This is a genomic window from Bradyrhizobium sp. USDA 3650, assembly GCF_054057395.1.
Genome location: NZ_JBSRZG010000001.1, coordinates 4,630,986 through 4,654,728, shown reverse-complemented (window position 1 = coordinate 4,654,728; position 23,743 = coordinate 4,630,986). Strand labels below are relative to the sequence as shown.

The 23,743-nt window shown below is 63.7% G+C and carries 19 protein-coding genes; 10 read left to right on the top strand and 9 right to left on the bottom strand.

The window, feature by feature from the left end; translation table 11 throughout:
* The first annotated feature begins 50 nt into the window (after window positions 1–50).
* Window positions 51–710: a hypothetical protein gene (locus ACVIN2_RS21710; RefSeq protein ID WP_456767093.1), complete on the top strand. Its 660-nt coding sequence runs from the start codon at window positions 51–53 to the stop codon at window positions 708–710.
* A 172-nt stretch (window positions 711–882) separates the two neighbouring features.
* On the opposite strand, the gene ACVIN2_RS21705 is transcribed toward ACVIN2_RS21710, so the two are convergent.
* The 4 genes from ACVIN2_RS21705 to ACVIN2_RS21690 form a co-directional block, all read right to left on the bottom strand.
* On the bottom strand, window positions 883–1,722 hold the full coding sequence (locus ACVIN2_RS21705; RefSeq protein ID WP_007615997.1) for a M48 family metallopeptidase: 840 nt from the start codon (window positions 1,720–1,722) through the stop codon (window positions 883–885).
* A gap of 217 nt (window positions 1,723–1,939) precedes the next feature.
* Entirely contained in the window at window positions 1,940–3,268 is a 1,329-nt protein-coding gene (locus tag ACVIN2_RS21700; RefSeq protein ID WP_456767092.1) for a polyhydroxyalkanoate depolymerase, read from the bottom strand.
* Window positions 3,269–3,389: 121 nt separating this feature from the next.
* Window positions 3,390–4,208, bottom strand: a complete 819-nt coding sequence (locus ACVIN2_RS21695) for an ABC transporter permease (RefSeq protein WP_456767091.1) — start codon at window positions 4,206–4,208, stop codon at window positions 3,390–3,392.
* Window positions 4,209–4,317: 109 nt separating this feature from the next.
* Window positions 4,318–5,121 carry an ABC transporter ATP-binding protein gene (locus ACVIN2_RS21690; RefSeq protein ID WP_456767090.1) on the bottom strand — a complete coding sequence of 268 codons (804 nt, stop codon included), beginning with the start codon at window positions 5,119–5,121 and terminating at the stop codon, window positions 4,318–4,320.
* A gap of 105 nt (window positions 5,122–5,226) precedes the next feature.
* Between ACVIN2_RS21690 and ACVIN2_RS21685 the strand changes: the two genes are divergently transcribed.
* Both ACVIN2_RS21685 and ACVIN2_RS21680 read left to right on the top strand, forming a co-directional pair.
* Window positions 5,227–6,537, top strand: a complete 1,311-nt coding sequence (locus tag ACVIN2_RS21685; protein WP_247285183.1) for an ActS/PrrB/RegB family redox-sensitive histidine kinase — start codon at window positions 5,227–5,229, stop codon at window positions 6,535–6,537.
* Between the two features lie 102 nt (window positions 6,538–6,639).
* A complete protein-coding gene (locus ACVIN2_RS21680) occupies window positions 6,640–7,194 on the top strand; it encodes an ActR/PrrA/RegA family redox response regulator transcription factor (protein WP_007598178.1) in 555 nt (184 codons plus the stop codon).
* 109 nt (window positions 7,195–7,303) lie between these two features.
* Here the strand turns inward: ACVIN2_RS21680 and ACVIN2_RS21675 are convergent, their stop codons facing one another.
* A complete protein-coding gene (locus ACVIN2_RS21675) occupies window positions 7,304–7,792 on the bottom strand; it encodes an MmcB family DNA repair protein (RefSeq protein WP_085361950.1) in 489 nt (162 codons plus the stop codon).
* A gap of 241 nt (window positions 7,793–8,033) precedes the next feature.
* Here ACVIN2_RS21675 and ACVIN2_RS21670 point away from each other — a divergent pair, with 241 nt between their 5' ends.
* Complete coding sequence (locus ACVIN2_RS21670) at window positions 8,034–9,731, top strand: alpha-amylase family protein (protein WP_456767089.1); 1,698 nt, start codon at window positions 8,034–8,036, stop codon at window positions 9,729–9,731.
* Window positions 9,732–9,881: 150 nt separating this feature from the next.
* Here the strand turns inward: ACVIN2_RS21670 and ACVIN2_RS21665 are convergent, their stop codons facing one another.
* The gene (locus ACVIN2_RS21665) at window positions 9,882–11,483 is read right to left on the bottom strand and encodes an alpha-amylase family glycosyl hydrolase (protein ID WP_456767088.1); all 1,602 of its coding nucleotides are present in this window, start codon (window positions 11,481–11,483) and stop codon (window positions 9,882–9,884) included.
* A 171-nt stretch (window positions 11,484–11,654) separates the two neighbouring features.
* Between ACVIN2_RS21665 and ACVIN2_RS21660 the strand changes: the two genes are divergently transcribed.
* Window positions 11,655–12,335 carry an MBL fold metallo-hydrolase gene (locus tag ACVIN2_RS21660; protein ID WP_456767087.1) on the top strand — a complete coding sequence of 227 codons (681 nt, stop codon included), beginning with the start codon at window positions 11,655–11,657 and terminating at the stop codon, window positions 12,333–12,335.
* A 118-nt stretch (window positions 12,336–12,453) separates the two neighbouring features.
* Here ACVIN2_RS21660 and ACVIN2_RS21655 read toward each other — a convergent pair whose 3' ends face one another.
* Both ACVIN2_RS21655 and ACVIN2_RS21650 read right to left on the bottom strand, forming a co-directional pair.
* Window positions 12,454–13,620, bottom strand: coding sequence for an extracellular catalytic domain type 1 short-chain-length polyhydroxyalkanoate depolymerase (locus tag ACVIN2_RS21655; RefSeq protein WP_456767086.1), 1,167 nt, complete (start codon window positions 13,618–13,620; stop codon window positions 12,454–12,456).
* A gap of 141 nt (window positions 13,621–13,761) precedes the next feature.
* Window positions 13,762–15,174, bottom strand: coding sequence for an MFS transporter (locus ACVIN2_RS21650; protein WP_456767085.1), 1,413 nt, complete (start codon window positions 15,172–15,174; stop codon window positions 13,762–13,764).
* Window positions 15,175–15,409: 235 nt separating this feature from the next.
* Between ACVIN2_RS21650 and ACVIN2_RS21645 the strand changes: the two genes are divergently transcribed.
* Together ACVIN2_RS21645 and ACVIN2_RS21640 are read left to right on the top strand one after the other, a co-directional pair.
* Window positions 15,410–16,645 carry an LLM class flavin-dependent oxidoreductase gene (locus ACVIN2_RS21645; RefSeq protein ID WP_456767084.1) on the top strand — a complete coding sequence of 412 codons (1,236 nt, stop codon included), beginning with the start codon at window positions 15,410–15,412 and terminating at the stop codon, window positions 16,643–16,645.
* Window positions 16,646–16,881: 236 nt separating this feature from the next.
* Complete coding sequence (locus tag ACVIN2_RS21640) at window positions 16,882–18,258, top strand: cytochrome P450 (RefSeq protein WP_456767083.1); 1,377 nt, start codon at window positions 16,882–16,884, stop codon at window positions 18,256–18,258.
* 119 nt (window positions 18,259–18,377) lie between these two features.
* On the opposite strand, the gene ACVIN2_RS21635 is transcribed toward ACVIN2_RS21640, so the two are convergent.
* A complete protein-coding gene (locus ACVIN2_RS21635; RefSeq protein ID WP_456767082.1) occupies window positions 18,378–19,217 on the bottom strand; it encodes an SDR family NAD(P)-dependent oxidoreductase in 840 nt (279 codons plus the stop codon).
* A 195-nt stretch (window positions 19,218–19,412) separates the two neighbouring features.
* On the opposite strand from ACVIN2_RS21635, the gene ACVIN2_RS21630 reads away from it, so the two are divergent.
* The 3 genes from ACVIN2_RS21630 to ACVIN2_RS21620 all read left to right on the top strand — a co-directional run bounded on the left by ACVIN2_RS21630 (window position 19,413) and on the right by ACVIN2_RS21620 (window position 23,727).
* Complete coding sequence (locus ACVIN2_RS21630) at window positions 19,413–20,378, top strand: sensor histidine kinase (RefSeq protein WP_027566067.1); 966 nt, start codon at window positions 19,413–19,415, stop codon at window positions 20,376–20,378.
* Window positions 20,379–20,586: 208 nt separating this feature from the next.
* Window positions 20,587–22,323, top strand: a complete 1,737-nt coding sequence (locus ACVIN2_RS21625; RefSeq protein ID WP_456769777.1) for a putative bifunctional diguanylate cyclase/phosphodiesterase — start codon at window positions 20,587–20,589, stop codon at window positions 22,321–22,323.
* 237 nt (window positions 22,324–22,560) lie between these two features.
* Window positions 22,561–23,727 (top strand): substrate-binding domain-containing protein, encoded by a 1,167-nt coding sequence (locus ACVIN2_RS21620; protein WP_456769776.1) that lies wholly within the window; start codon window positions 22,561–22,563, stop codon window positions 23,725–23,727.
* The last annotated feature ends 16 nt before the right edge of the window (window positions 23,728–23,743 follow it).

Sequence of the window (23,743 nt, the reverse complement as noted above, 5' to 3'; positions counted from 1 at the left end):
GCGGCCCGGGATTTGCTCTCATAGGTTGAGCAAGTATCGGAGAGCGTTCCATGATGTCCGGTGTATCCAGCGCGGCGTTGCCTCATCTGCGGCCCGCATCAACGTCCGCTTCAAATAGGACATCGAGTCTTCAGCCGGCGGTGCCGGATGCAACTGATGCTGCGACCGACCGCTTTCGGATCGACGTCTCGCAGGTCAAGCCTCTGACAGGCGCCAAGTCGATATCGGCGGCCGACAATCCTCACCTGCGCGACCTCATGGCAACGAACTGGCTGATGACCCATGATACGAGCGCGACTCAATCGGTCCTCTCGGACGATGCACCGGAGAATGCCTATGCTCAGGTGAAGGTCGACGGCAAGATGGTCGCCACCCTGTACAATGGCGGGTCCTCAACGATGACCAACGAGGCGGCTGCAAAGATCGGCAAGCTGGACGATCCACCCGATCTTAATGGACCGGATCTGGCGCAGTGGCGGGCCGACAGATACGCCGAGCGGCTCGGAGGCACCGTTGAAAAAGCTTCCACCGCGATCACGCAATCACAATGGACCCCGCGTGAAAGCGGCTCCGCAACCTATAGCCGCGATCAACTCGACGCGGCCTTCCAGGCGATGCTGGCCGAGGGCCAGAAGGCGGCCGCGCAATTGCAGTCATCCTATCTCGCCTCGCGCACGCAGCCGGGGACAAGCGCGGATGTCAGCGCCTGAGCAGAGGGATGAATTGAGTTCGCGCGGACGTCGCCGCATTCTCAACTGTCATTCCCGCGAACGCGGGAATCCAGTACGCCGCGGCCTCTCGGTTCAATAACAACCGCCTCGGAATACTGGATCGCCCGGTCGAGCCGGGCGATGACAGCGTCACATGAGGCATCAACGAGCCCTAATCCTCGACCCCGTAGCGGTGCAAATCGTTGCCGTATGTATCGAGCCACTTCTTGGCGCGCTCCATCGACGGGCAGACCTTGCCGCAGACGCGCCAAAATCGCGCCGAGTGGTTCATCTCGACGAGATGGGCGACCTCGTGCGCGGCGAGGTAGTCGAGCACGTAGGGCGGCGCGAGGATCAGGCGCCAGGAGAACGACAGCGAGCCGGCCGAGGTGCAGGAGCCCCAGCGGCTCGATTGATCGCGGATCGAGAGCCGCTTCACCTTGACGCCGAGCTCGACGGCATAGGATTCCGCCGCGCGCTGGAGATCGCGACGGGCCTCGCGCTTGAGGAAGTCGCTGACGCGACGGTCCGCATGTTCGACGCCGCCGGCGACGCAGAGAATGCGTTCACCGCTATCGCGCACTTCCGTCCACACCGTACCGCGGGTGCCGGCGCGATGAACGATGCGATGAGAAACGCCGCGAAGCGGTATCACTGTGCCAGGTTGGAACGGCGCGGCCTTCGGCAAACGGCCGAGACGTGCCGCGATCCATGCGCCGTGGCGCTGCGCGAAGTCTTTTGCTTCGGCGAGCGTGCCGCGCGGCGGCATGGTGAGGATGGCTTCGCGATCGCTCGGATGAATTCTGAGCGTGTAACGGCGCGCGCGGCGATGCCGGCGCAGCCGAATCGCAAAATATTGCGATCCATGGGTGATCAGGAGGGTCTTCGGCTCGTGGGGCCGGCGATAGAGGAGTGCGCGAGTGGCCATGTCTGTCAGTCCGGGGGGCAGGAGAGCGCCCGGATTCTGCCATAACCGCCGCCAGGGAAAGCGCTCGGCGCAAAAACAAATCATTTGCCCAATATACAGGGGTCTGGCGTCCGGGAGACCCTACAGACTGGGGTTGGAACCGGCTTTTTTCGCCCCCATCAGACGCATGCGACACCCCCAAGGGGTGAGGTTGGACTCACTCTTACAAAGCTACCTAAATACCGCGAATCTGGCGGGAACTTGCCCCTGTCGGAGCCTCCGACAGGGCGTCGATTTTCAGCGGGAAAGCCGAAAAACGCGATTATTCGGCCGCGAGCGCCTGCAATGAGCTCGGATTCGCCGCCGAGACCATGAAGTCGTGGATGCGCGGCACGATTTCCGATTTGAAGCGCGAGCCATTGAACACGCCGTAATGTCCGACGCCCTTCTGAACGTAATGAACGCGGCGGTCATCGGGAATCGAGCTGCACAATGTGTGCGTTGCTTCGGTCTGACCGATGCCGGAGATGTCGTCGTTCTCGCCTTCGACCGTCATCAACGCGACGCGCGTGACCTTGGAGGGATCGACGCGTGTTCCACGATGGGTCATCTCGCCCTTGGGCAGCGAATGCTTCACGAATACGGTATCGACCGTCTGCAGGTAATACTCGGCCGAGAGATCCATCACCGCGAGATATTCGTCGTAGAAGTCGCGATGCTTGTCGACCAGGTCGCCGTCGCCCTTCACCAGATTGGCGAACAGCTGCTTGTGGGCATCCATGTGCCGGTCGAGATTCATGCTGATGAAGCCGTTGAGCTGCAGGAAGCCCGGATAGACGTCGCGCATCATGCCCGGATGCGGAAACGGCACCTTGGTAATGACGTGGTTGCGGAACCAGTCGATGCCGCGCTCCTGAGCGAGGTTGTTCACCCCGGTCGGATTGCGACGGGTGTCGATCGGGCCTCCCATCAGCGTCATCGAGGTCGGCACGAAGGGATCACGACGCGCTTCCATGATCGAAACGGCAGCGACGACGGGAACCGAGGGCTGGCACACCGCCAGCACATGCGTGTTGCCGCCGAGGACGTGCAGCATCTCGATGACATAGTCGATGTAGTCGTCGAGATCGAAGCGGCCATCGCTGAGCGGCACCATGCGGGCATCGGCCCAATCGGTGATGTAGACCTCATGCGCCGGCAGGAAAGCCTCGACGGTGCCGCGCAGCAGCGTCGCGTAATGGCCGGACATCGGCGCGACGATCAGCACGCGCGGCTGCGGGCTGCGCAGCGGACGGGTGAATTTGCGATCGAAGTAAAGCAGGCGGCAGAACGGCTTTTCCCAGACCGAGCGGACCTCGACGGGGACGCGGATGCCGTTGACCTCGGTGTCGTTGAGACCCCATTCCGGCTTGCCGTAGCGGCGCGTGGTGCGTTCGAACAACTCGCAGGCCGCGGCAACCGACTTGCCGACTTCGGTGCGCGCCCATGGGTTCAGCGGATTCTGAAACAGCAGCTTGGTTGCGTCCGTGATCGCACGCGCCGGATTGAGAGAGGCTTGCCCCATCTCGTACATCCAGTACATCGGCGTCGTCAGGACCGGACTGCCTTCGGCCACCAGGGGCGGCGCGCCGCCAAACTCACCAATCGGCATCGCTATATTCCTCTTCGCATCGCAGCATACTGCCGAATGCGTAATATTGCGTCAATGCATGGTTCCGTACATCTACGTGGCCCAGGCGCCCAAACCGGGCTGAATCCACGAGAAAGTGACGTTATTCGCCGCCTGACAGCAGCGAGCCCTGCATCCGGGCGCTGCGCAAAAGAGCAAGGAATGCCCCAAAAGATGCAACCAACAGCACCGCGTTGATGGCCAACGCGCTCAGCATCAGATCGGTCCTGAAGGTGTTTTCGATCAGCAGCGCCCGCATCCCTTCGAACACGTAGGTCGGCGGCAGCGTCCAGGCGACATACTGCAACCAGACCGGCAGCACGCTGACGGGATAGTAGACGCAGGCGAGCGGCATGATTCCGAACATCAAGGTCCAGACGATGCTCTCGGCGCCGAGGCCGTTTCGCAGCACCAGGCCGGAGACGAAGATGCCGACCGACCAGCTCGTGAAGATCAGGTTGCAGAAAAACGCGATCAGCGGGACGCCGAGCGCATAGACGTTGAAGTGAAACAGGAACAGCGCGAGCAGCGTCATCGGGATGACGCCGATCGCGAGCCGGATCAGGCTCATGATCATCAGCGACAGCAGGAATTCGATCGGCTTCAACGGGCTCATCATGAGATTGCCGAGGTTGCGCGCCCACATCTCTTCCAGAAACGAGATCGAAAAGCCGAGCTGCCCGCGAAACAGGATGTCCCAGAGGATGACGGCGCCGATCAGGGTGCCGCCGGCGCGCGCGAAGAAATTTGCATTCTGCGCGATATAGAGCTGAAGAAAGCCCCAGGTGATGACTTGCAGCGCCGGCCAGTAGAGCAGCTCGAGCAGCCGCGGCCAGGACGACAGCAAGAGGTACCAATAGCGCAGGATCATCGCGCCGATGCGGTGGATGGAGATGCCGCGATGGAGGGAGGCCTCACTCATCGCTGCACCGCGTAGCCCGGATGAGCGAAGCGACATCCGGGACCTTGCTGGCGGCGTTCCCGGGTATCGCTTCGCTCACCCGGGCTACAGCTGCAACGTTGGGACTTGCTCATCGCACCGCCTCCTGCGCGCCGTTCACCCGGCCGCGCACGACGTCCAGGAACACTTCTTCCAGCGTGCTGCGGTTGTAGCGCGCCATGATGGCTTCGGGCGTATCGTCGTCCTCGATACGGCCGCGCTTCATGATGATGACGCGGTCGCAGAGCCGCTCGACCTCGAGCATGTTGTGCGAGGCCAGCAGGATGGTGGCGTTGTTCGCCTTGCGATAACGCTCCAGATGACCCCGGACCCAGTCGGCGGTGTCGGGATCGAGCGAGGCGGTCGGTTCGTCCAGCAACAGAAGCTCGGGCTGGTTGATCAGCGCCTTGGCAAGCGCAACGCGCGTCTTTTGCCCTGCGGAGAGCTTGCCATTGGCGCGGTCGATGAACTCGGTGAGATCGAGGTCGCAGGCCAGCTCAGCGATGCGGTCGGAGAGGTTCTTCACCGCATAGAGCTTGCCGAACACGGTGAGGTTCTGACGCACCGTGAGCCGCATCGGCATGTCGACATAGGGGCTCTCGAAGTTCATCCGACCCAGCACGGACGCGCTGTCCTCCGGCATCCGATGCCCGAGCACCTGCACGCGGCCGGAGGTCGGTAGCACCAGGCCCATGATCGTTGCGATGGTCGTGGTCTTGCCGGCGCCATTGCCGCCCAGCAGCCCGGTGATGCTGCCACGCGGAAGCGAAAAGGAGATGTCGTCGACGGCGCGGGTCTGCTTGTACACCTTGACGAGGTGATCGACCGCGATGGCCGCGGAGAGGCTGCGATCCGCGACAGTCGGCCAGCTTGAAGCCTTGTCATTCTCGGTCATGCTGGGGGTTCTTCTGCTATTGCAGCGGAGAGCGCAAGGCTTGTAATCCGGTGGTTCCGTGAGCCGCGCGCTTGTGATCGAGAAGGCACCGCCCCATTGGCCGAAATGACCGAACTTGCCGCTTCCGACTTTCGCCCCGCGCAGCGGCATATCCGCCTGGATACCATCCTGCGGCTGCGCTGGCTCGCGGTGCTGGGCCAGCTCGCCGCGATCTTCATCGTGGCGCAGGGGCTGGAATTCAACGTCGAGATCGTCCCCTGCGTCAGCATCATCGCGCTGTCGGCGGCGCTCAATCTGGGGCTCCAGACCGTGTCCAATCCGCTGCAGCGGCTGGAGCCGATGCAGGCGGCCGGACTGCTCGCGCTCAACATCGTGGAGCTGGCGGGTCTCCTGTTCTTCACCGGCGGACTCCAGAACCCGTTCTCGTTCCTGTTCCTCGCGCCTGTGCTGATCTCGGCGACCGCGCTGCCGGCCCGCTTCACATTCGGCCTCGGCGTGCTGGCTGTCGCCTGCGCCTCGGTGCTGTTCTTTTTCCATCTGCCGCTGCCCTGGGATTCCGATGATCCGCTGGTGCTGCCGCCGATCTATCTCGTCGGCGTCTGGCTCTCGATCGCGCTCGCGATCGGCGTCACCAGCCTCTACTCGTTCCAGGTCACCGAAGAGGCGCGCAAGCTCGCCGACGCGCTGGCCGCGACCGAGCTGGTGCTGACGCGCGAGCAGCATCTGACCCAGCTCGACGGCCTGGCTGCGGCCGCAGCGCACGAGCTCGGCACGCCGCTCGCGACGATCTTCCTGATCTCGCGCGAGCTGGAGAAGACGGTGAAGGAGCCGAACTTTGCCGCCGACCTGAAGACCTTGCGCGAGCAGACGCAGCGTTGCCGCGACATATTGAGCAAAATCACCCAGCTCTCCTCCACCGGGGCGCCGTTCGACCGCATGAAGCTGTCGGAGCTGATCGAGGAGGTGGTGGCACCGCACCGCGATTTCGGCGTGGATATCAAGGTGCGCATCGCCGTCGCCATCGTGGCCGAGCCGGTCGGCTCGCGCAATCCGGCGATCCTCTACGGGGTCGGCAACATCGTCGAGAACGCGGTCGATTTCGCCCGCACCACCGTCGAGGTGAATGCGTGGTGGAACAAGGACACGATCGAGCTCGTGATCTCCGACGATGGTCCCGGTATTCCGCCTGACATCCTGAACCGGATCGGCGAGCCCTATTTGTCGCGGCGGCGCAGCCAGGACGAAGGCGGCGGCCTTGGGCTCGGCGTGTTCATCGCGCGCACCTTGCTGGAGCGCACCGGCGCCAAGGTCTCGTTTACCAACCGGACCTTTCCGGACCATGGCGCAGTGGTCCAGATCACGTGGCCGCGAGAGCGTTTTGAGGCTATCGAGACCTTCGAAGAAACAATAGGATAGGCCGCGACCTTGCGTCGCACAACGGGCCCGATCGACTATTGGCGCCCTTGGCACCGCCCGATTGCACCGCCATATGTAGAAGCGCTGGAGAGAGGACAAACCTTGAACGCCATCGCCGAACTGAACGAACAGACCGACCGCTCGTTGCTAATCGTGGAGGACGACAAGCCGTTTCTGGAGCGGCTGTCGCGCGCCATGGAAACGCGCGGTTTTGCGGTGACGTCATGCGACACCGTCTCGGACGGCCTGGCGCAGATCGGCAAGGCCGCACCGGCATTCGCCGTGGTCGATCTCCGGCTCGGTGACGGCAACGGTCTCGACGTGGTCTCGGCGCTGAAGAAGAAGCGCCCCGACGCCCGCGCGATCGTGCTGACCGGTTATGGCAACATCGCCACCGCCGTCACCGCGGTGAAGATGGGCGCGGTTGATTATCTCTCAAAGCCCGCGGACGCCGACGACGTCGTCGCGGCGCTGCTGTCCACCGGGTCGGACAAGTCCGAATTGCCGGCGAACCCGATGTCCGCCGACCGCGTGCGCTGGGAACACATCCAGCGCATCTACGAGATGTGCAACCGCAACGTCTCGGAAACGGCGCGGCGGCTGAACATGCACCGGCGCACGTTGCAGCGGATTTTGGCGAAGCGCGCGCCGCGATAACGGTGTCGCGGATCTTTGCGTAGCCCGGATGGAGCGAAGCGTAATCCGGGACAGCCGTTCCGTATGCGCGAATCCCGGTTTACGCTTGCGCTCCATCCGGGCTACGGACTCACTCCCAAAACTCCGCATGCCCCTGCGGATCGACCAGCCGGTTGATCCGCAATGCCGCCGCCATCGCGAACCGCACCGTCATCTGCTTGCGCGTGGCCGCAGCGAGCTTGTGCTCGGGCGCCTCGCACTGCAGGTGCGCGCCATAGGCGTCCGCGATGATCAGGCCGGTATCTTGCGGAAAGATCTCGCAAGGCAGGTCCTGCGTGAAGGCAAAGAACAGCCGATCGCAATGCGCGCGGTATTCGTGCCATTTCTGATCGGCGCGCAAATCCTCCACCGACGATTTGATCTCGACGATCCAGATCTCGCCGCGCTCGTTCAGCGCGACGAGATCGGCGCGCCGCCCCGAGGGCAGCGGCAATTCGCTGATGCAGGTGAAGCCGAGCGAGCGCAACAACCGCGCCGTACCGCGCGCGATCGCCAGCGCCGTTTCCGACTGACGGCGGTCTGGCGGCGGCACGAGGGCAATGCGGGCGGTGTTGTCCATGGGAGGAGGATAGCCGATTCCTCCGTCGTCGTCCTGGCGAAAGCCAGGACCCATTACCCCAAGGGATCGTTGGTGCACGAGCTGATAACCACCAGCCCTCGTCAAATTTTGGCCTGTGGTAATGGGTCCTGGATCTGCGCTTCGCTTGTCCAGGACGACGGCTGCGTACGGAACCGCTCTCGCTCCTAACACTTATCACGCAGCCGCCGCACCTCGGCGGAACCACCGAGGCTGCGCGCGCATGATCGACGATCTCTGGTACAAGAACGCCATCATCTATTGCCTGTCCGTCGGCACCTATATGGACGCCAACGGCGACGGCATCGGCGATTTCAAGGGCCTGTTGCGCCGGCTCGATTATCTGCACGGCCTCGGCATCACCACGATCTGGCTGATGCCGTTTCAGACCTCGCCCGGCCGCGACGACGGCTACGATGTCGCGGATTATTACAGTGTCGATGCCCGCTACGGCACGCTCGGCGATTTCGTCGAGTTCACCCATGGCTGCAAGCAGCGCGGCATTCGCGTCATCATCGATCTCGTCGTCAACCACACCTCCGACCAGCATCCCTGGTTCAAGGCGGCGCGAAGCGACAGGAATTCGCCCTACCGCGACTGGTATGTCTGGTCCGACAAGAAGCCGGCCAACGCCAATCAGGGCATGGTGTTTCCCGGCGTTCAGAAATCGACCTGGACGCGCGACAAGGAAGCCGGCGCCTGGTACTTCCACCGCTTCTACGATTTCCAGCCCGATCTCAACACCTCGAACCCGAACGTGCAGGCCGAGATCCTCAAGATCATGGGCTTCTGGATCCAGCTCGGCGTCTCGGGCTTTCGCATGGATGCCGTGCCTTTCGTCATCGCGACCAAAGGCGCCAAGGTGAAAAAGCCGGCCGAGCAGTACGACATGCTGCGGACGTTTCGTGAATTCCTGCAATGGCGGCAGGGCGATGCCATCATTCTCGCCGAGGCCAATGTGCTGCCGAAGACGGACATGGAATATTTCGGCCGCGATGCCGACCGCATGCATATGATGTTCAATTTCCAGGTCAACCAGCACCTGTTCTATGCGCTGGCCTCGTCCGATTCCCGCCCGCTGGGGAAAGCGCTGAAGGCGACCAAGCCGCGGCCGGCCTCGGCGCAATGGGGCCTGTTCCTGCGCAATCACGACGAGCTCGATCTCGGGCGATTGACGAAGGCACAGCGCGACACCGTGTTCAAAAGCTTCGGTCCTGACAAGGACATGCAGCTCTACGACCGCGGCATTCGCCGTCGGCTGGCACCGATGCTGGGTGGCGACCGCCGGCGGCTCGAGCTCGCCTACAGCCTGATGTGCACACTGCCGGGGACGCCTGTCATCCGCTATGGCGACGAGATCGCGATGGGCGATGATCTTTCGCTCCCCGAGCGCAATTGCGCGCGCACGCCGATGCAATGGTCGACGGAGCCGCATGGCGGCTTCACCACCAGCGACAAGCCGGCCTTGCCCGTCATCGACAAAGGACCGTACGGCTATCCGCACGTCAATGTCGCCAAGCAGCGGCGCGATCCCAACTCGATGCTGAATTGGACCGAGCGCATCGTCCGCATGCGCAAGGAGGTGCCGGAGATCGGCTGGGGCGATTTTTCGATCATCGCGACGCGCGATCCCGCCGTGTTCATCATGCGCTACGACTGGCGCAACAATTCCGTGCTGTTCGTGCACAATCTCGACGAGAAGCCGCGCGAGATCGCGTTCTCGGTGGGGCTGCCTGATGAGGCCGGCGCGCACCTGATCAATCTGCTCGCGGAGGACCACAGCCACGCCGACAAGCGCGGCCAGCACCGGGTCGTGCTGGAGCCTTACGGTTATCGCTGGTACCGCGTCGGCGGATTGGATTATCTGTTGAAGCGGAGTGACATCGACAAGACGGTGCGGGGCAACAAGCATCCGGGGTGATGTGACCACACACTCCGTTGTCGTCCTGGCGAAAGCCAGGACCCATTACCCCAATCGTTCATTGTCGTACGAAGTGATAACCACGATCTTCGCCAAACTACTCCCTGGGGTAATGGGTCCTGGATCTGCGCTTCGCTTGTCCAGGACGACCTAAGATGGCGGAGTAACGATCACCCCCTCATTGCCGCGCAAATCCAGCACGCCTTCGAGCCGCTCCCCCTCTCGATCCAGGAACGTCGACAGCAGAATCTCGCTGCCAAACTTGATCGCGCTGGTGGTGACCGCGATCGGCTCAGGGCCGAGATTGAGCACCACGGTCACCGCCCTGCCCTCGGCCTCGCGGCGATAGACCAGGAGATCGCCTTGCGCGGCGACCGGATGATAGTCGCCCGCTACCAGCGGCGGACAGCCCTTCCGCAACGCGATCAGGCGCCTGTAGAGCGTGAGGATCGAACGTGAATCGGCGTCGAGATCGACGACGTTGTTGTGGATGTGATCCTCCGGCAGCGGCAGCCATGGCCTGACGTCCGAGAACCCGGCGAAGTTGGAGGAATCCCACTGCATCGGCGTGCGGCAGCCGTCGCGGCCGACACCGATGCCGGGCACGTTCTTCTCGAAGGGGTCGCGCACGAACTCGGGCGCGATCGCGAGCTGATGCATGCCGATCTCGTCGCCATAGTAGAGCGTCGGCGTGCCGCGCAGCGTCAGCAGCAGCATGGCGGCAATTCGGGCCTGCTCCGGCCCGACGCGGCTTGCGACGCGTGGACGGTCATGATTGCCGAGCACCCAATTCGGCCAGGCGCCCTTCGGCAGCGCCTTCTCGTAATCCTCGACGATCTTCTCGATCGAGCGCGCGCTCCAGAAGGTCGAGAGCAGCGCGAAATTGAATGGCATCTGCGCGCCGGTGAGATCGTTGCCGTAATAGGCCATCAGGCGATGCAGCGGCAGATAGATCTCGCCGATCAGGACGCGGGCATCATAGGCATCCGTGACGCGGCGCATCTCGGCGATGACGTCGTGCACCTCCGGCTGGTCGGTGGAATATTGCGTGAGGATCGTTTCGTTGGGCGGCCGGCCCTCGACATAATGCGGATTTTGCGGGTTGTCGCGGAACTCGGCGTCCTTGATCAGATGCCAGATCACGTCGACGCGAAAGCCGTCGACGCCCCTCTCCAGCCAGAACCGCATCACGTCATAGATCGCGGCGCGGACATCGGGATTGCGCCAGTTGAGATCCGGCTGCTGGGCGAGGAAGGCGTGATAGTAGTATTGACCGGTGGTCTCGTCGAACTGCCACGCGCTGCCGCCGAACTCGGACAGCCAATTGTTCGGCACGCCGCCACCCTCGCCCGGGTCGCGCCAGATGTACCAGTCGCGTTTGGGATTGTCCCGCGAGGAACGGCTCTCGACGAACCAGGGATGCTGGTCCGAGGTGTGGTTCGGCACGAGGTCGAGGATCAGCTTGAGGCCATGGTCATGCGCGGCGGCAAGAAGCGCATCGAAATCCCCCATCGTGCCGAATAGCGGCTCGATGCCGGTGTAATCGGAAATGTCGTAGCCGAAATCGGCCATTGGCGAGGGGAAGATCGGCGACAGCCAGATCGCATCGACGCCGAGCGATTTCACATAAGGCAGCCGCTGCAAAATGCCGGCGAGATCGCCGACACCGTCGCCATCGGAGTCCTGAAAGGAGCGCGGATAGACCTGATAGAAGATGCCGTCGCGCCACCAATTGCTGCCGCCCTGAGCCATGCGGGAAATCCATCCAAAAACTGCTTGTCGCGCGGGAGAACGCGGAAGGAGCGCCCCGGTTCAAAACAGCAGGCGAATTGGGACGGCCGTGTGACGATGTCCGCCGCTGTTCCCGAGCCCCGGGACAAATCTTTTGCTTGGCGGCATGGCAAAAATCGGCATTGTGGCGCCATGACCGAGCAAAACGAGACACAAGCCGAGGCTGGCGCGAAGGCGGGCGCGATCATCGTCCCCGTGACGCTGTTCGAGCAGAATTGCACCATCATCTGGGACGAGCCTTCCAAGAAGGCCGTGGTGATCGATCCCGGCGGCGACGTGCCGAAAATCCTGGAGGCCATCAAGCAGACTGGCGTCACCGTGGAGAAGATCTGGCTCACTCACGGCCATATCGACCATGTCGGCGGCGCGGCTGACCTGCGCGAGGCGCTGAAGGTGCCGATCGAGGGCCCGCACGTCGCGGACAAATTTCTGCTCGACAACGTGGTCGAGAGCGGCGCCCGGTTCGGCATGACGGGGGTGCGCAATTTCGAGCCGGACCGCTGGCTCGACGAAGGCGACAGCGTGGCGATCGGCGATCTCCACTTCGAGATCTATCATTGCCCCGGCCATTCGCCGGGCAGCGTGGTGTTCTTCAACAAGGACTTGCGTTTCGCCCATGTCGGCGACGTCCTGTTCGCGGGCTCGGTCGGACGCACCGATCTGCCCGGCGGCAGTCATGCGACGCTGATCGACTCGATCAAGACCAAGCTGCTGCCGCTCGGCGACGATGTCGGCTTCATCTGCGGCCACGGCGCCGGCTCGAGCATCGGCCAGGAGCGGATGACCAACCCGTTCGTCACCGGCGAGATGTGAGCGCCTATTCCGCGGCGTCTGCGAACGCTGCGGGCTGGCTCAGGTTGCGGTCACCCCATTCGCGGATCGCAGCGACGACGGGCACAAAACTCTTGCCTTATCGGCGCGACGGCCTGAGTTACTTCATCAATCCCGCGGCGGTGAGCGCGCGCGTGATGATCTGGCCGAGATCGAAGCCGCGGGCGTCCTCGCGCTTCGGCTCGGCCGGCTGTTCGGCGACCGCGGCGCGGATCGAGCGGGCCAGATGCGGGGCGGACGAGCGGGCCGGCGGTGGCTTTGGCTCGGCCTTCTTCGCCGCGTCGGGAATCCAGCCGGTGAGGCCGAAGAACTTGGCGATGTGATAGGACGAGGAGATGCCGGCCTCGATCAGGAACGCGCCTTCCACGCCATAGCGTTGGTCGTTGTCGGCAAGGCCGAGCGGCGTGCCGTGGGCCATGTCGGTGATGGCGTAGGACTCGACGAGAGTCTCGCCGTCCTTGTTCCACCAGGCCTGGCGCGGATAGCCGTCGATGTTGGTTTCGGCCATCGGCGCCTCGGGCAGATCGTGCAGGTCGAGCCATTGCTTGACGATCTCGTTGGCATTGCCGGGATTGACGGTGCGATCGGCGCTGCCGTGCCACACCGAGATCCTGGGCCAGGGCCCGCGATGATCCGAGGCCCGCCGCACCAGATCGCCAAGTTCGCGCGCCGGCCGCTCCGGGGAATGAAACATGCCGTCGAGCGCCTCGCGCAGATTGGTCGCGATGCCGTAGGGAAGTCCCGCGATGACCGCGCCGGCCGCGAAGACTTCAGGGTAGGTCGCGAGCATCACCGACGTCATGCCGCCGCCGGCCGACAGGCCCGTGATGAAGATGCGCTTGGGATCGACGCGATGCGTCTCGATCATGTGCGCGATCATCTCGCGAATCGAACACGCCTCACCGCTGTCCCGCGCCGTGTCTTCCGGATTGAACCAGTTGAAGCAGGTGTTGCTGTTGTTGACGCGCTGCTGCTCGGGCATCAACAGCGCGAAGCCGTAGTGCTCGGCGAGCGTCGACCATCCGGCACCGAGGTCGTAGCTTGCCGCCGTCTGGCCGCAGCCGTGCAGCACGACGACGAGCGCGCGCGGCTTCTGCAGTTGCGGCGGCACGAACGCGAACAGGCGCAGATTGCCGGGATTGTCGCCGAAGCCCGTGACCTCTTGCAACGGACTGGACGCATCGGCGCTGCGGCCAAAGTCGGCGAAGCGCAATCCGTCCAGCTTTGGCAGACGTCTCAAGAGGTCGACATTTCTGGTTAACGACACGGCAACTCCTGGCAGGCGACGTTCAACGTCCACCCAAACCAAATAGTTGCTGCAGCGCAAAATAAAAAGACCGTGTGCTGTCGATGATGCGCTAAATCGCAGGGAAACCTGCAGAAATCCGCACGTATTAACCGCAATGCCTCAACTTCGTGCAGATGAACGGCGCATCCACGCCAGGAATGCGGCGCAGATCATGATTAATGTCACGAACAGCGCGAGCGAGACGAGAAATCCTGCGCGCGCTGATTGCACCGCTTCGACGACAAAGAACACCGCGCCGATTGCGGCCACTCCGGCCGCATTTCCGATCTGCGCCGTGGTGCCGTAAATGCCGGCGGCAGAACCTGCGGCCACAGGCTTCACCGTCGAGAGCACCGCGCCGGACAGCGGCGCCATCACCAGCCCCTGACCGTAGCCGAAGACGATCATGGTGAGCGCGAGCAGGAGCGCGGACGGCGCATCGACAGAGAACGCGACCCGCGCAAGCGCCGCGAGGCCCGCGATCTGAAGCGCGCAGCCTTCGATCAAGACCCTGGTGCCGCGATGGCGCGCCCGTGCGCCGCTATGGCGCGAGGCGACGACAAAAGCGAGCGCGAGCGGAATGAAGGCCATGCCGGCCGCGAGCGGCGGGATTTTCAGCCCTCGCTGCATGAACAGCGTCATGACCAGATAGAACGAGAGATTGGCGGAGAAGAAAAAGAACGCCGCGCCAAGGCCGCGCAGGAAAGCGGCGTCCGCCAGCAGCGAGAGATCGATCAGCGGCATGCCGCCGGCGCGGGCGACCGCATGCTCCAGCTTCGGGAATGCCAGGAGAATCACGGCGCCGATCGCCATCACCGGCCACAGCCACGGCGCCCAGCCGACATCGTGACCGAGCAGCAGCGGACCGATCATGCACAGCAATCCGGCGAACAGGATGATGCTGCCCGCGATATCGAGCCGCGTGCCGGCGCGGTGCGGCACCGAGGGCATGATGCGCCAGGCCGCAGCCGCGATGACGAGACCGCACGGCACATTGACGAAGAACACCGCGCGCCAGCCGGTGCCGGCGAGATCGATCGTGACCAGCAGACCGCCGAGCAGAAAGCCCGCGGCACCCGCGAGTCCCAGCACGATGCCGTAGATGGCGAAGGCGCGGTTGCGCTGTTCGTCGGTGAACAGGAGATGCAGCGTCGCCAGCACCTGCGGCACCATCAGCGCGGCGGAAGCACCCTGCGTCAACCGCGCGACGATCAATTCCGCACCGGATTGCGCCAGTCCGCACCACAGCGACGTCAGGGTGAAGCCGAGCAGGCCAGCCAGGAACACGTTCCTGGTGCCGTGAATGTCGCCAAGCCGGCCGCCGGTGACGACCAGCGTGGCATAGGCGATCAGATAGATCGCGATGACGGATTCGATCTGCGCAGGCGACGCCTTCAACTCGACCGCGATGGTCGGAATGGCGACGTTGACCACGAAGGCATCGACGCCGAACATGAACTGGGCGGCCACGACGATCGCCAGCACCCACCAGCGACGCGACGTATCGAGAGGCTTTGTGACGGTTTGATGCATCGGCGCGCGACCCTTCGGATGTCGTTGCCGATCATCACAGACCTCATGCGGCGCCGCGATTACCTCGAAGGTAGGATCCCCGCGCGTTCCGCCACTCTCCGCGTGCCACGGAGAGGGAGACGACACATGCATGGCTGCATTCCGCCGCGCGGGACATCGCGCGATTGCGTTCGCTGTCTTCAGCACGTAGCTTCGCGCCACAAACAAACAAAAAATGTAAGTTGGAGAGAACGCCATGGCGCGCCTGAAGTTCGGAGCCTTCCTCGCCCCGCATCATCCGATCGGGGAGCATCCGATGCTCCAGTTCCGGCGCGATCTCGACCTGGTCGAGCAGTTGGATAGCCTCGGCTATGACGAGTTCTGGTGCGGCGAGCATCATTCCTCCGGCTGGGAGATGATCGCCTCCCCGGAGATGTTCCTGGCGGCGGCCGGCGAGCGCACCAAGCGGATCAAGCTCGGCACCGGCGTGGTGTCGCTGCCCTACCACCATCCCTACAATGTCGCGCAGCGCATGGTGCAGCTCGACCACATGACCGGCGGCCGCGCCATCTTCGGCTCCGGTCCCGGCGCGCTCGCTTCCGACGCGCATACGCTCGGCATCGATCCGATGACGCAGCGCGACCGCCAGGACGAGGCGATCGGGGTGATCCGCCGTCTCTTCAATGGGGAGCGCGTCACCGCGAAGAGTGACTGGTTCACCATGAACGACGCCGCGCTGCAGCTCCTGCCGTTGCAGGAGGAGATGCCGTTCGTGGTGGCCTCGCAGATCTCGCCTTCCGGCATGACGCTCGCCGGCAAATACGGCATCGGCATCATCTCGCTGGGCTCGATGACGACGCAGGGGCTGATGTCGCTGCAGCAGCAATGGCAGTTCGCCGAGGACGCGGCGAAAAAGCACGGCACCAAAGTCGATCGCGCGAACTGGCGCGTGCTGCTGACCTGGCACATCGCCGAGACCCGCGAGCAGGCCCGCCGCGAGGCCGGTGCTGGGCTGATGCGCTGGCACAACGAATATAATGTCGGCACGCTGCAGCGGCCGGGCCTGACCGCGTTCGCCTCACCTGACGAGGCCGTGGACAAGACCGCTTTCGTCGACGGCGCGGCCTCCGTGATCGGCACGCCCGACGACCTCGTCAAGATGATCAAGAACGTGATGCAGGTCTCCGGCGGTGTCGGCGCCGTCATCGGCTTCGTGCACGACTGGGCCAACCCGGAGAACACGCGCCGGAGCTGGGACATGGTCGCGCGCTACGTGGTGCCGGAGATCAACGGCTACATCGACGGCCTGCGCAAGTCGCAAAAATTCGTGATCGAGAACCGCGCGATCTTCGAGCGTGCGGGCCAGGCCGTGATGGCCAAGATCATGGAAAACGAGAAGGCCGCCGAGGCGCTGAAGGTGACCGGCGCCGGCCGCGTTGCGATTCCGGCCGTCAACGCGCCGGATTTGCAGAAGGAAGCGGCGAAACGGTAGGTTGGGGGCCCGCCCGGACCTCGGCGAACGCCTCGTCCTTCGAGACGACCGCTCCGCGGTCTCCTCAGGATGAGGCTAAGCGGCACCGGAGTCCGTTGAAACTGCTGCCGCACACTCTGTCCTCATCCTGAGGGCCCGCCAAAGGCGGGCGTCTCGAAGGATGCCGCAGCAAAGCACCGGCGCATCAGCGCACCCGGATTGTGTTATGTTGGGTTCAGCCAACCGGAGCAATCGTCATGTCGATGCAGAATGTGGCCGCACCTGCGCTCGGCTTCACTCCGCCCAAGCGCAACGAGCTGACTCACATCCCGGGCGACGAAGGCTGGCCGATCATCGGCAAGACCTTCCAGGTGCTCGCCGACCCCAAGGGGCATATCGAGGCGAACGGCGCCAAATACGGCCTGGTCTATCGCACGCATTTCTTCGGCGAGACCAATGTCGTGCTGCTTGGCCCCGAGGCCAACGAGCTCGTGCTGTTCGACCAGCAAAAGCTGTTCTCCTCGACCCATGGCTGGAACAAGGTGCTCGGCCTGTTGTTTCCGCGCGGATTGATGCTGCTGGATTTCGAGGAGCACCGGCTGCACCGCAAGGCGCTGTCGGTCGCATTCAAGTCCGGACCGATGAAATCGTATCTGGGCGATCTCGACCGCGGCATCGCCGCCCGCGTCGCGCAGTGGAAGGCAAAGCCGGGCGAGATGCAGCTTTATCCGGCGATGAAGCAGCTCACGCTCGATCTCGCCGCCGCGTCCTTTCTCGGCGCCGATATCGGGCCGGAGGTCGACGAGATCAACCGCGCCTTCGTCGACATGGTCGCCGCCGCCGTCGCCCCGATCCGCCGACCGCTGCCCGGCACGCAGATGGCGGCCGGCGTCAGGGGACGCAAGCGCATCGTCGCTTATTTCCGCGAGCAGATTCCGCTGCGACGCGGCAATCACGGCGGCGATGATCTGTTCTCGCAGCTCTGCCGCGCAACCCACGAGGACGGCGCGCTGCTGTCGGAGCAGGACATCATCGACCACATGAGCTTCCTGATGATGGCGGCGCACGACACGCTGACCTCGTCGCTGACGTCGTTCATCGGCGAGCTCGCGGCAAATCCCGACTGGCAGGACAAGCTTCGCGCGGAGGTCATGGCGCTGGGGCTCGCCCCCGATGCGCCGAGCAGCTTCGACGACCTCGAAAAGATGCCGCTGTCGGAGATGGCGTTCAAGGAAGCGCTGCGGATCAAGCCGCCGGTGCCCTCGATGCCGCGCCGCGCCATGCGCGATTTCACTTTCAAGGGTTTTTCGATTCCGGCCGGCACCGCGATTGGCGTCAATCCGCTCTACACCCACCACATGAAGGACATCTGGCCGGAGCCGGAGCGCTTCGATCCACTGCGTTTCACCGAGGAGGCCCAGCGCAACCGACACCGCTTCGCCTGGGTCCCGTTCGGCGGCGGCGCGCATATGTGCCTTGGCCTGCACTTCGCCTACATGCAGGCCAAATGCTTCGCGCGGCACTTCTTGCAGAACATCGAGGTATCGCTCGAGCCCGGCTACAAGCCGGACTGGCAGATGTGGCCGATCCCGAAACCGCGCGACGGATTGCGGGTGCGGATGAAGGCGGTTTGAGCATCGCTCTCGTAGGGTGGGTTAGCCGAAGGCGTAACCCACCTCTTTGCTGTCAGCAGTGACAAAAGTGGTGGGTTACGCTTCGCTAACCCACCCTACGGCTTCGTCGCCCGTGGCGCCTACGCCCCCTGATCGAACGCCTTGCGCAGGGCCACGTAGCCCTGCTGCTGCTGGCTCCAGTTGCGGCCGCCGGTCATCGCGCCGTCGATGACGAGGTCATGGCCGTTGATGAAGCTGGATTCGTCGCTGGCCAGGAACACCGCGGCATGGGCGATGTCGTCAGGAAGGCCGGCTCGCGGGATCGGCTGCGCGGTCTTGTAGACCTCGCGCATCACCGCCGGCGTCTTCTCCGCCGCGTCGGTCGAAAGCCCGAGCGCCTTGCCGAAAATGCCGGTCGCGATCGCGCCGGGCGAGATCGAGTTGACGCGGACGTTGGATTCGCCGAGCTCCATCGCCACGCATTTGGTGAGGTGGATCACCGCCGCCTTGGCCGCACCATAGACCATCGACGACGAGAAGCCGGCGAGACGGCCGGCGATGCTGCCATTGTTGATGATGCTGCCAAAGCCCTGCTTCTTCATGTGGGGCGCGGCGTGCTTCATGCCGAGCATGACGCTGCGCACCAAGGTGGCCATCGCCGCGTCGAAGCGCTCGACCTCGAGGCCTTCGATGCCGCCGGTCTGCGCCGGGCCGCCGGCATTGTTGAACAGGCAGTCGATGCGGCCGAATTTGTCCACCGCAAGCGCGATCAGCGCCTGCATCTGCGCTTCGGCCGTCACATCCGTCTGGCGGAAGACGCAATTCGCGCCGAGCTGCTTCGCCAGCGCCTCGCCTTCCGGTATGCGCCGGCCCGCGATCACAATTTTGGCACCTTCGGCAACGAAGACTTCAGCAGTCCGCAACCCGATCCCGCTCGTCGCGCCCGTGATCACCGCGACCTTGCCATCCAACCTGCCCATGGAATGTCCCTGTTTCCGAACCCCTTGACGCCAAATGGCGGACACCGATCGACGACGGCGCCGCGACGGTTGGCGCCGCAGCAGGCACTATTCCTGCCGGCTTCCGACAAGGCAAGCTTTGCTTGGGGCCGGCGACATGCGTAACATTCCTGGCGACCGCTCGATTGTCGAACGCGTATCGCCACCGGATCGCGCATGGGGAAGCTGATCGACGAATTCCGCAAGGGCTGGCAGGGCGTGGCACCGCCATCGCTCGGCTTGAGCCTTGCGTTTGCGGTCGCCTGCCTGCTGGTTGCGACGCTGGCGCGCTGGGCTCTCGCCCATGTGCGGCCCGACGTCTATTTCACGCCTTATTTCCCGGCCGTGTTCTTTGCGGCCGCGTTCGGCGGCTTCCGCATCGGCATCATCACGGCGCTGGTGGGCGGCGTGCTCGGCGTCGTCGTGAATTTTGGCGATGCTCTTGCCGATAACGCGCGATTCGCCCTGCTGGCGCTCTATTGGGCGGTCAGCGCCCTCACCATCTGGGGCGTCGAGCACTATCGCTCGCTCCTCGTCGAGCAGCGCCGGATTTCCAGACGCCTGATCGAGGAGGAAGACTATCGCAAGCTGCTGGTCGACGAGCTCCAGCACCGGTTGAAGAACAAGCTGTCGACGGTGCATGCGGTGCTGCATCAGGTGTTGCACGATCAGCCGCAAATCTGGGCCCGGATCGATCCGCGGCTGCGGTCGCTTGCCGCGACCGACGATTTGATCTCGCGGATCGACAAGGCCGGCTGCGACATTCGCGACCTCCTGATCTCCGAGCTCGGCCCTTATGGCCATGTCCGCTTCACGCTCAACGGCGACCGGCTGTTCCTGCCGCCGAAGCTTGCGGTCACGCTGTCCCTGATGTTTCACGAACTCGCCACCAACGCAGGCAAATATGGCGCGTTCTCCGCGCCACGCGGGTTGTTGCAGGTGTCATGGACCGTCAGCGACGACCGTCTGACCGTAACCTGGGATGAAACCGAGGGCCCGAGCGTCGACAAGGTCTCCGAGCCTGGTTTCGGCACCAAGCTGTTGAAGTCCGCGCTGTCGGCCTTCGACGGCAAGACGGAGGTCTCCTATCTCAGGACCGGACTCCATTGCACCATGCAATGCCGTATCCCCAAGGACGGTTAGACACGGCGCAATCGAAAGCCGTTCGCGCGCTTCGTTCGCGGTTTCGCCGGACGCGTTGACGCCCTGTTAATGACGATGGGCTGCGCGCGTCGCATCGCCGCAAAACACCACCGTAATTCTCCGGACCCCTTAACCAAACTTAAGAGGGAACCGCGCAAGATCGCGGCCATTGCAAAGGCGCGCTGAAACAACAAGATTCATGACTTCTATGAACGACAACAAATATTCCGGCGCGGGCGAAGCCGAACTCGGATTTCTCAAGGAAATCGTTAGAATGCTGCCTGCCGGCCTGACCGTGCAGGACGCGCAAGGCGAACTTCTCCTGGTCAACGATGTCGCGGCCGCCCAGCTCGGGATGGACGGCAGCCGCCCCTCGCGCGATCTCGCGCCCCGCCAGGAAGCCTGCCGACAGGCTCTGATCTCCGGCCGTGCGGTCGTCGCCGAGGAAGCGCTCCACGACGGAGCCGCACGCCAGGTGCTGCTGACCACCCACCGGCCGGTCCGCTTCGACGGACGCGAGCTGCTGATCTCGGCCTCGTCCGACATCACCGAGCAGAAGAATTTCGAGGACCAGCTGTTCCGCTCGGCCTATTTCGACGAGCTGACCGGCCTGCCCTCGCGGCGCGTGATCGAGCATCGCGCCACCGGCCTGCTCGCGCAGGGTCGCGCCGGCGAGCGCTTTGCGCTCGCCTTTCTCGACGTCGACAATTTCAAGCACATCAACGACTATTACGGCCACGCGGTGGGCGATGCCCTGCTGGTCGAGCTGTCGAAGCGGCTTGGACGCGGCTTGCGCGAGTCGGACATGCTGTCGCGTATCTCCGGCGACGAATTCCTGCTGCTGCTGTCACCGATCCAGAGCCAGGAGGAAGTCGCCGAGTTCATGCAGTCGACGCTGGAGCGGCTGACGGCGCCGTTCTTCATCGACAATTCGGAAGTCTTCGCCTCAACTTCCGTCGGCATCAGCCTTTATCCCGATCACGGAAGCAGCTTCGAGACACTGCGTCAGAACGCCGACATCGCGATGTACCGCATCAAGAATGACGGCAAGGGATCGGCGGCCTTCTTCGATTCCAGCATGGAGCGCGAGGCGCTGGCGCGGATGAAGATCGAGCAGTCGCTGCGGCAGGCCATCCTCGAGAAACGCTTCTGCTGCGCCTTTCAGTCCAAGGTCGACATTCGTACGCAGGAGGTGAAGGGCATCGAGGCCCTGGTGCGGCTGCGCGACGACGAGGGCGTGATCCAGGCGCCCGGCTCCTTCATCAATCTTGCCACCGAACTCGGGTTGATCGACGAGCTGACCCATCTCGTGCTCGCCGAGATCGTCAAGTCGATCGACCTGATCAACGAGACGTTCGGTGCGGAAGCGACCATCAGCATCAACGTCGCGGCCAAGCAGGCCGGCAACCCCGAATTCATGCGCAGCTTTGCCCAGGCGCTCGACGACACCGGTTTTCCGCAGCGCTTCATGATCGAGGTGACGGAAGACGCCTTCGTCGCCAAGAATCATTTCCAGGGCGAGATCCTGCCGATGTTCCGCAAGCTCGGCGTCGCCATCTCGATCGACGATTTCGGCACCGGCTATTCCTCGCTCTCGGCGCTCGCCGACATCACCGCGGACGAGATCAAGATCGACCGCTCCTTCATCACCGATATCCATAAACGTCCGCGCAACCAGGGCATCCTGCGCGCGATCGAATCCCTGAGCGAAGCGCTCGGCATGACCGTGATTGCCGAAGGCATCGAATCCTACGAGGAGCTCGCCTACCTCCAGGCTGCGACCAAGATCCGCTACGCGCAGGGCTATTATTTTTCCCGGCCGATCTTCCTAGAGGAGCTGAAGCTCGCAACGCCCATCTCCAGCGAAGCACGCGCCAGCGTCACAAACCGCTCGACGCAACAGAACCGGCAGGGCTATTCCCGCGCGAACGGATATCGGCGGTAACCCCTCGCCGTTCATTACTTTGCAAAGCCTGAGCAACCCGTTCCACGGGTGAGGTCGACAATTGCATCTGCCGATTTCCTCGGCAGAAGCGATCCGGCGCGGCCGGGCCGGGACAATGTCACACATGCCCGTCGCGCGGTCCGCCGGAAGGTGGAATTGCAATGTCCGCACGGTTGTGCAAATCGCTATGGCCAAAGCATTTCATCAGGAGGGACCACCGTGCGTCGATCACTCGTCATGGCAACCACCATCCTCGCCCTCGCCGCGGGCACCTCCGCACAGGCCGACGATCTCAAGGTCGCGCTGATCTATGGCAAGACCGGCCCACTCGAGGCCTATGCCAAGCAGACCGAGACCGGCCTGCAAATGGGTTTTGAATACGCCACCAAGGGCACCATGACGCTCGACGGGCGCAAGATCGTCGTCATCACCAAGGACGACCAGGGCAAGCCCGATCTCTCCAAGGCGGCGCTCGCGGAAGCCTATCAGGACGATAAGGCCGACATCGCGATCGGCACGACCTCGTCGGCCGCGGCACTCGCGATCCTGCCCGTCGCCGAGGAGAACAAGAAGATCCTGATCGTCGAGCCCGCGGTCGCGGACCAGATTACCGGCGAGAAGTGGAATCGCTACATCTTCCGCACCGCGCGCAACTCGTCGCAGGACGCGATCTCGAACGCGGTCGCGATCGGCAAGCAGGGTGTCACCGTCGCGACGCTGGCGCAGGACTACGCCTTCGGCCGCGACGGCGTCGCCGCCTTCAAGGAGGCGCTCGGCAAGACCGGCGCGACGCTCGCCGCCGAAGAATATGCCCCGACCTCCACCACCGACTTCACCGCGGTCGGCCAGCGCCTGTTCGACGCGCTGAAGGACAAGCCGGGCCGCAAGGTGATCTGGGTGATCTGGGCCGGCGCCGGCAATCCGCTGGCAAAACTGCAGGACATGGATCCGAAGCGCTACGGCATCGAGCTGTCCACCGGCGGCAACATCCTGCCGGCGCTCGCCGCCTATAAGGGCCTGCCCGGCATGGAAGGCGCGACCTATTATTTCTACGCGATCCCGAAGAACCCGGTGAATGATTGGTTCGTCGCCGAGCACCAGAAGCGCTTCAACGCGCCGCCGGACTTCTTCACCGCGGGCGGATTCGCCGCCGCGATGTCCGTCGTCGCCGCCGTCACCAAGGCGAAGTCGACCGACACCGAGAAGCTGATCACTGCCATGGAAGGCCTGGAGTTCGACACGCCGAAGGGCAAGATGATGTTCCGCAAGGAAGACCATCAGGCGCTCCAGAGCATGTATCACTTCAAGGTCAAGGTCGATCCGAATGTCGCTTGGGCCGTGCTCGAGCCGGTGCGCGAGCTGAAGATCGAGGACATGGACGTTCCGATCAAGAACAAGCGCTGATCTTTCTTCCTTCACC

Coding starts and splice junctions, on each gene's coding strand:
- ACVIN2_RS21705 (WP_007615997.1), bottom strand. CDS start 1,722: ATGATTTGTTTTTGCGCCGAGCGCTTTCCCTGGCGGCGGTTATGGCAG.
- ACVIN2_RS21675 (WP_085361950.1), bottom strand. CDS start 7,792: ATGGACAACACCGCCCGCATTGCCCTCGTGCCGCCGCCAGACCGCCGT.
- ACVIN2_RS21660 (WP_456767087.1), top strand. CDS start 11,655: ATGACCGAGCAAAACGAGACACAAGCCGAGGCTGGCGCGAAGGCGGGC.
- ACVIN2_RS21650 (WP_456767085.1), bottom strand. CDS start 15,174: ATGCATCAAACCGTCACAAAGCCTCTCGATACGTCGCGTCGCTGGTGG.
- ACVIN2_RS21640 (WP_456767083.1), top strand. CDS start 16,882: ATGTCGATGCAGAATGTGGCCGCACCTGCGCTCGGCTTCACTCCGCCC.
- ACVIN2_RS21670 (WP_456767089.1), top strand. CDS start 8,034: ATGATCGACGATCTCTGGTACAAGAACGCCATCATCTATTGCCTGTCC.
- ACVIN2_RS21630 (WP_027566067.1), top strand. CDS start 19,413: ATGGGGAAGCTGATCGACGAATTCCGCAAGGGCTGGCAGGGCGTGGCA.
- ACVIN2_RS21695 (WP_456767091.1), bottom strand. CDS start 4,208: ATGAGTGAGGCCTCCCTCCATCGCGGCATCTCCATCCACCGCATCGGC.
- ACVIN2_RS21665 (WP_456767088.1), bottom strand. CDS start 11,483: ATGGCTCAGGGCGGCAGCAATTGGTGGCGCGACGGCATCTTCTATCAG.
- ACVIN2_RS21635 (WP_456767082.1), bottom strand. CDS start 19,217: ATGGGCAGGTTGGATGGCAAGGTCGCGGTGATCACGGGCGCGACGAGC.
- ACVIN2_RS21690 (WP_456767090.1), bottom strand. CDS start 5,121: ATGACCGAGAATGACAAGGCTTCAAGCTGGCCGACTGTCGCGGATCGC.
- ACVIN2_RS21620 (WP_456769776.1), top strand. CDS start 22,561: ATGGCAACCACCATCCTCGCCCTCGCCGCGGGCACCTCCGCACAGGCC.
- ACVIN2_RS21685 (WP_247285183.1), top strand. CDS start 5,227: ATGACCGAACTTGCCGCTTCCGACTTTCGCCCCGCGCAGCGGCATATC.
- ACVIN2_RS21645 (WP_456767084.1), top strand. CDS start 15,410: ATGGCGCGCCTGAAGTTCGGAGCCTTCCTCGCCCCGCATCATCCGATC.
- ACVIN2_RS21625 (WP_456769777.1), top strand. CDS start 20,587: ATGAACGACAACAAATATTCCGGCGCGGGCGAAGCCGAACTCGGATTT.
- ACVIN2_RS21700 (WP_456767092.1), bottom strand. CDS start 3,268: ATGCCGATTGGTGAGTTTGGCGGCGCGCCGCCCCTGGTGGCCGAAGGC.
- ACVIN2_RS21710 (WP_456767093.1), top strand. CDS start 51: ATGATGTCCGGTGTATCCAGCGCGGCGTTGCCTCATCTGCGGCCCGCA.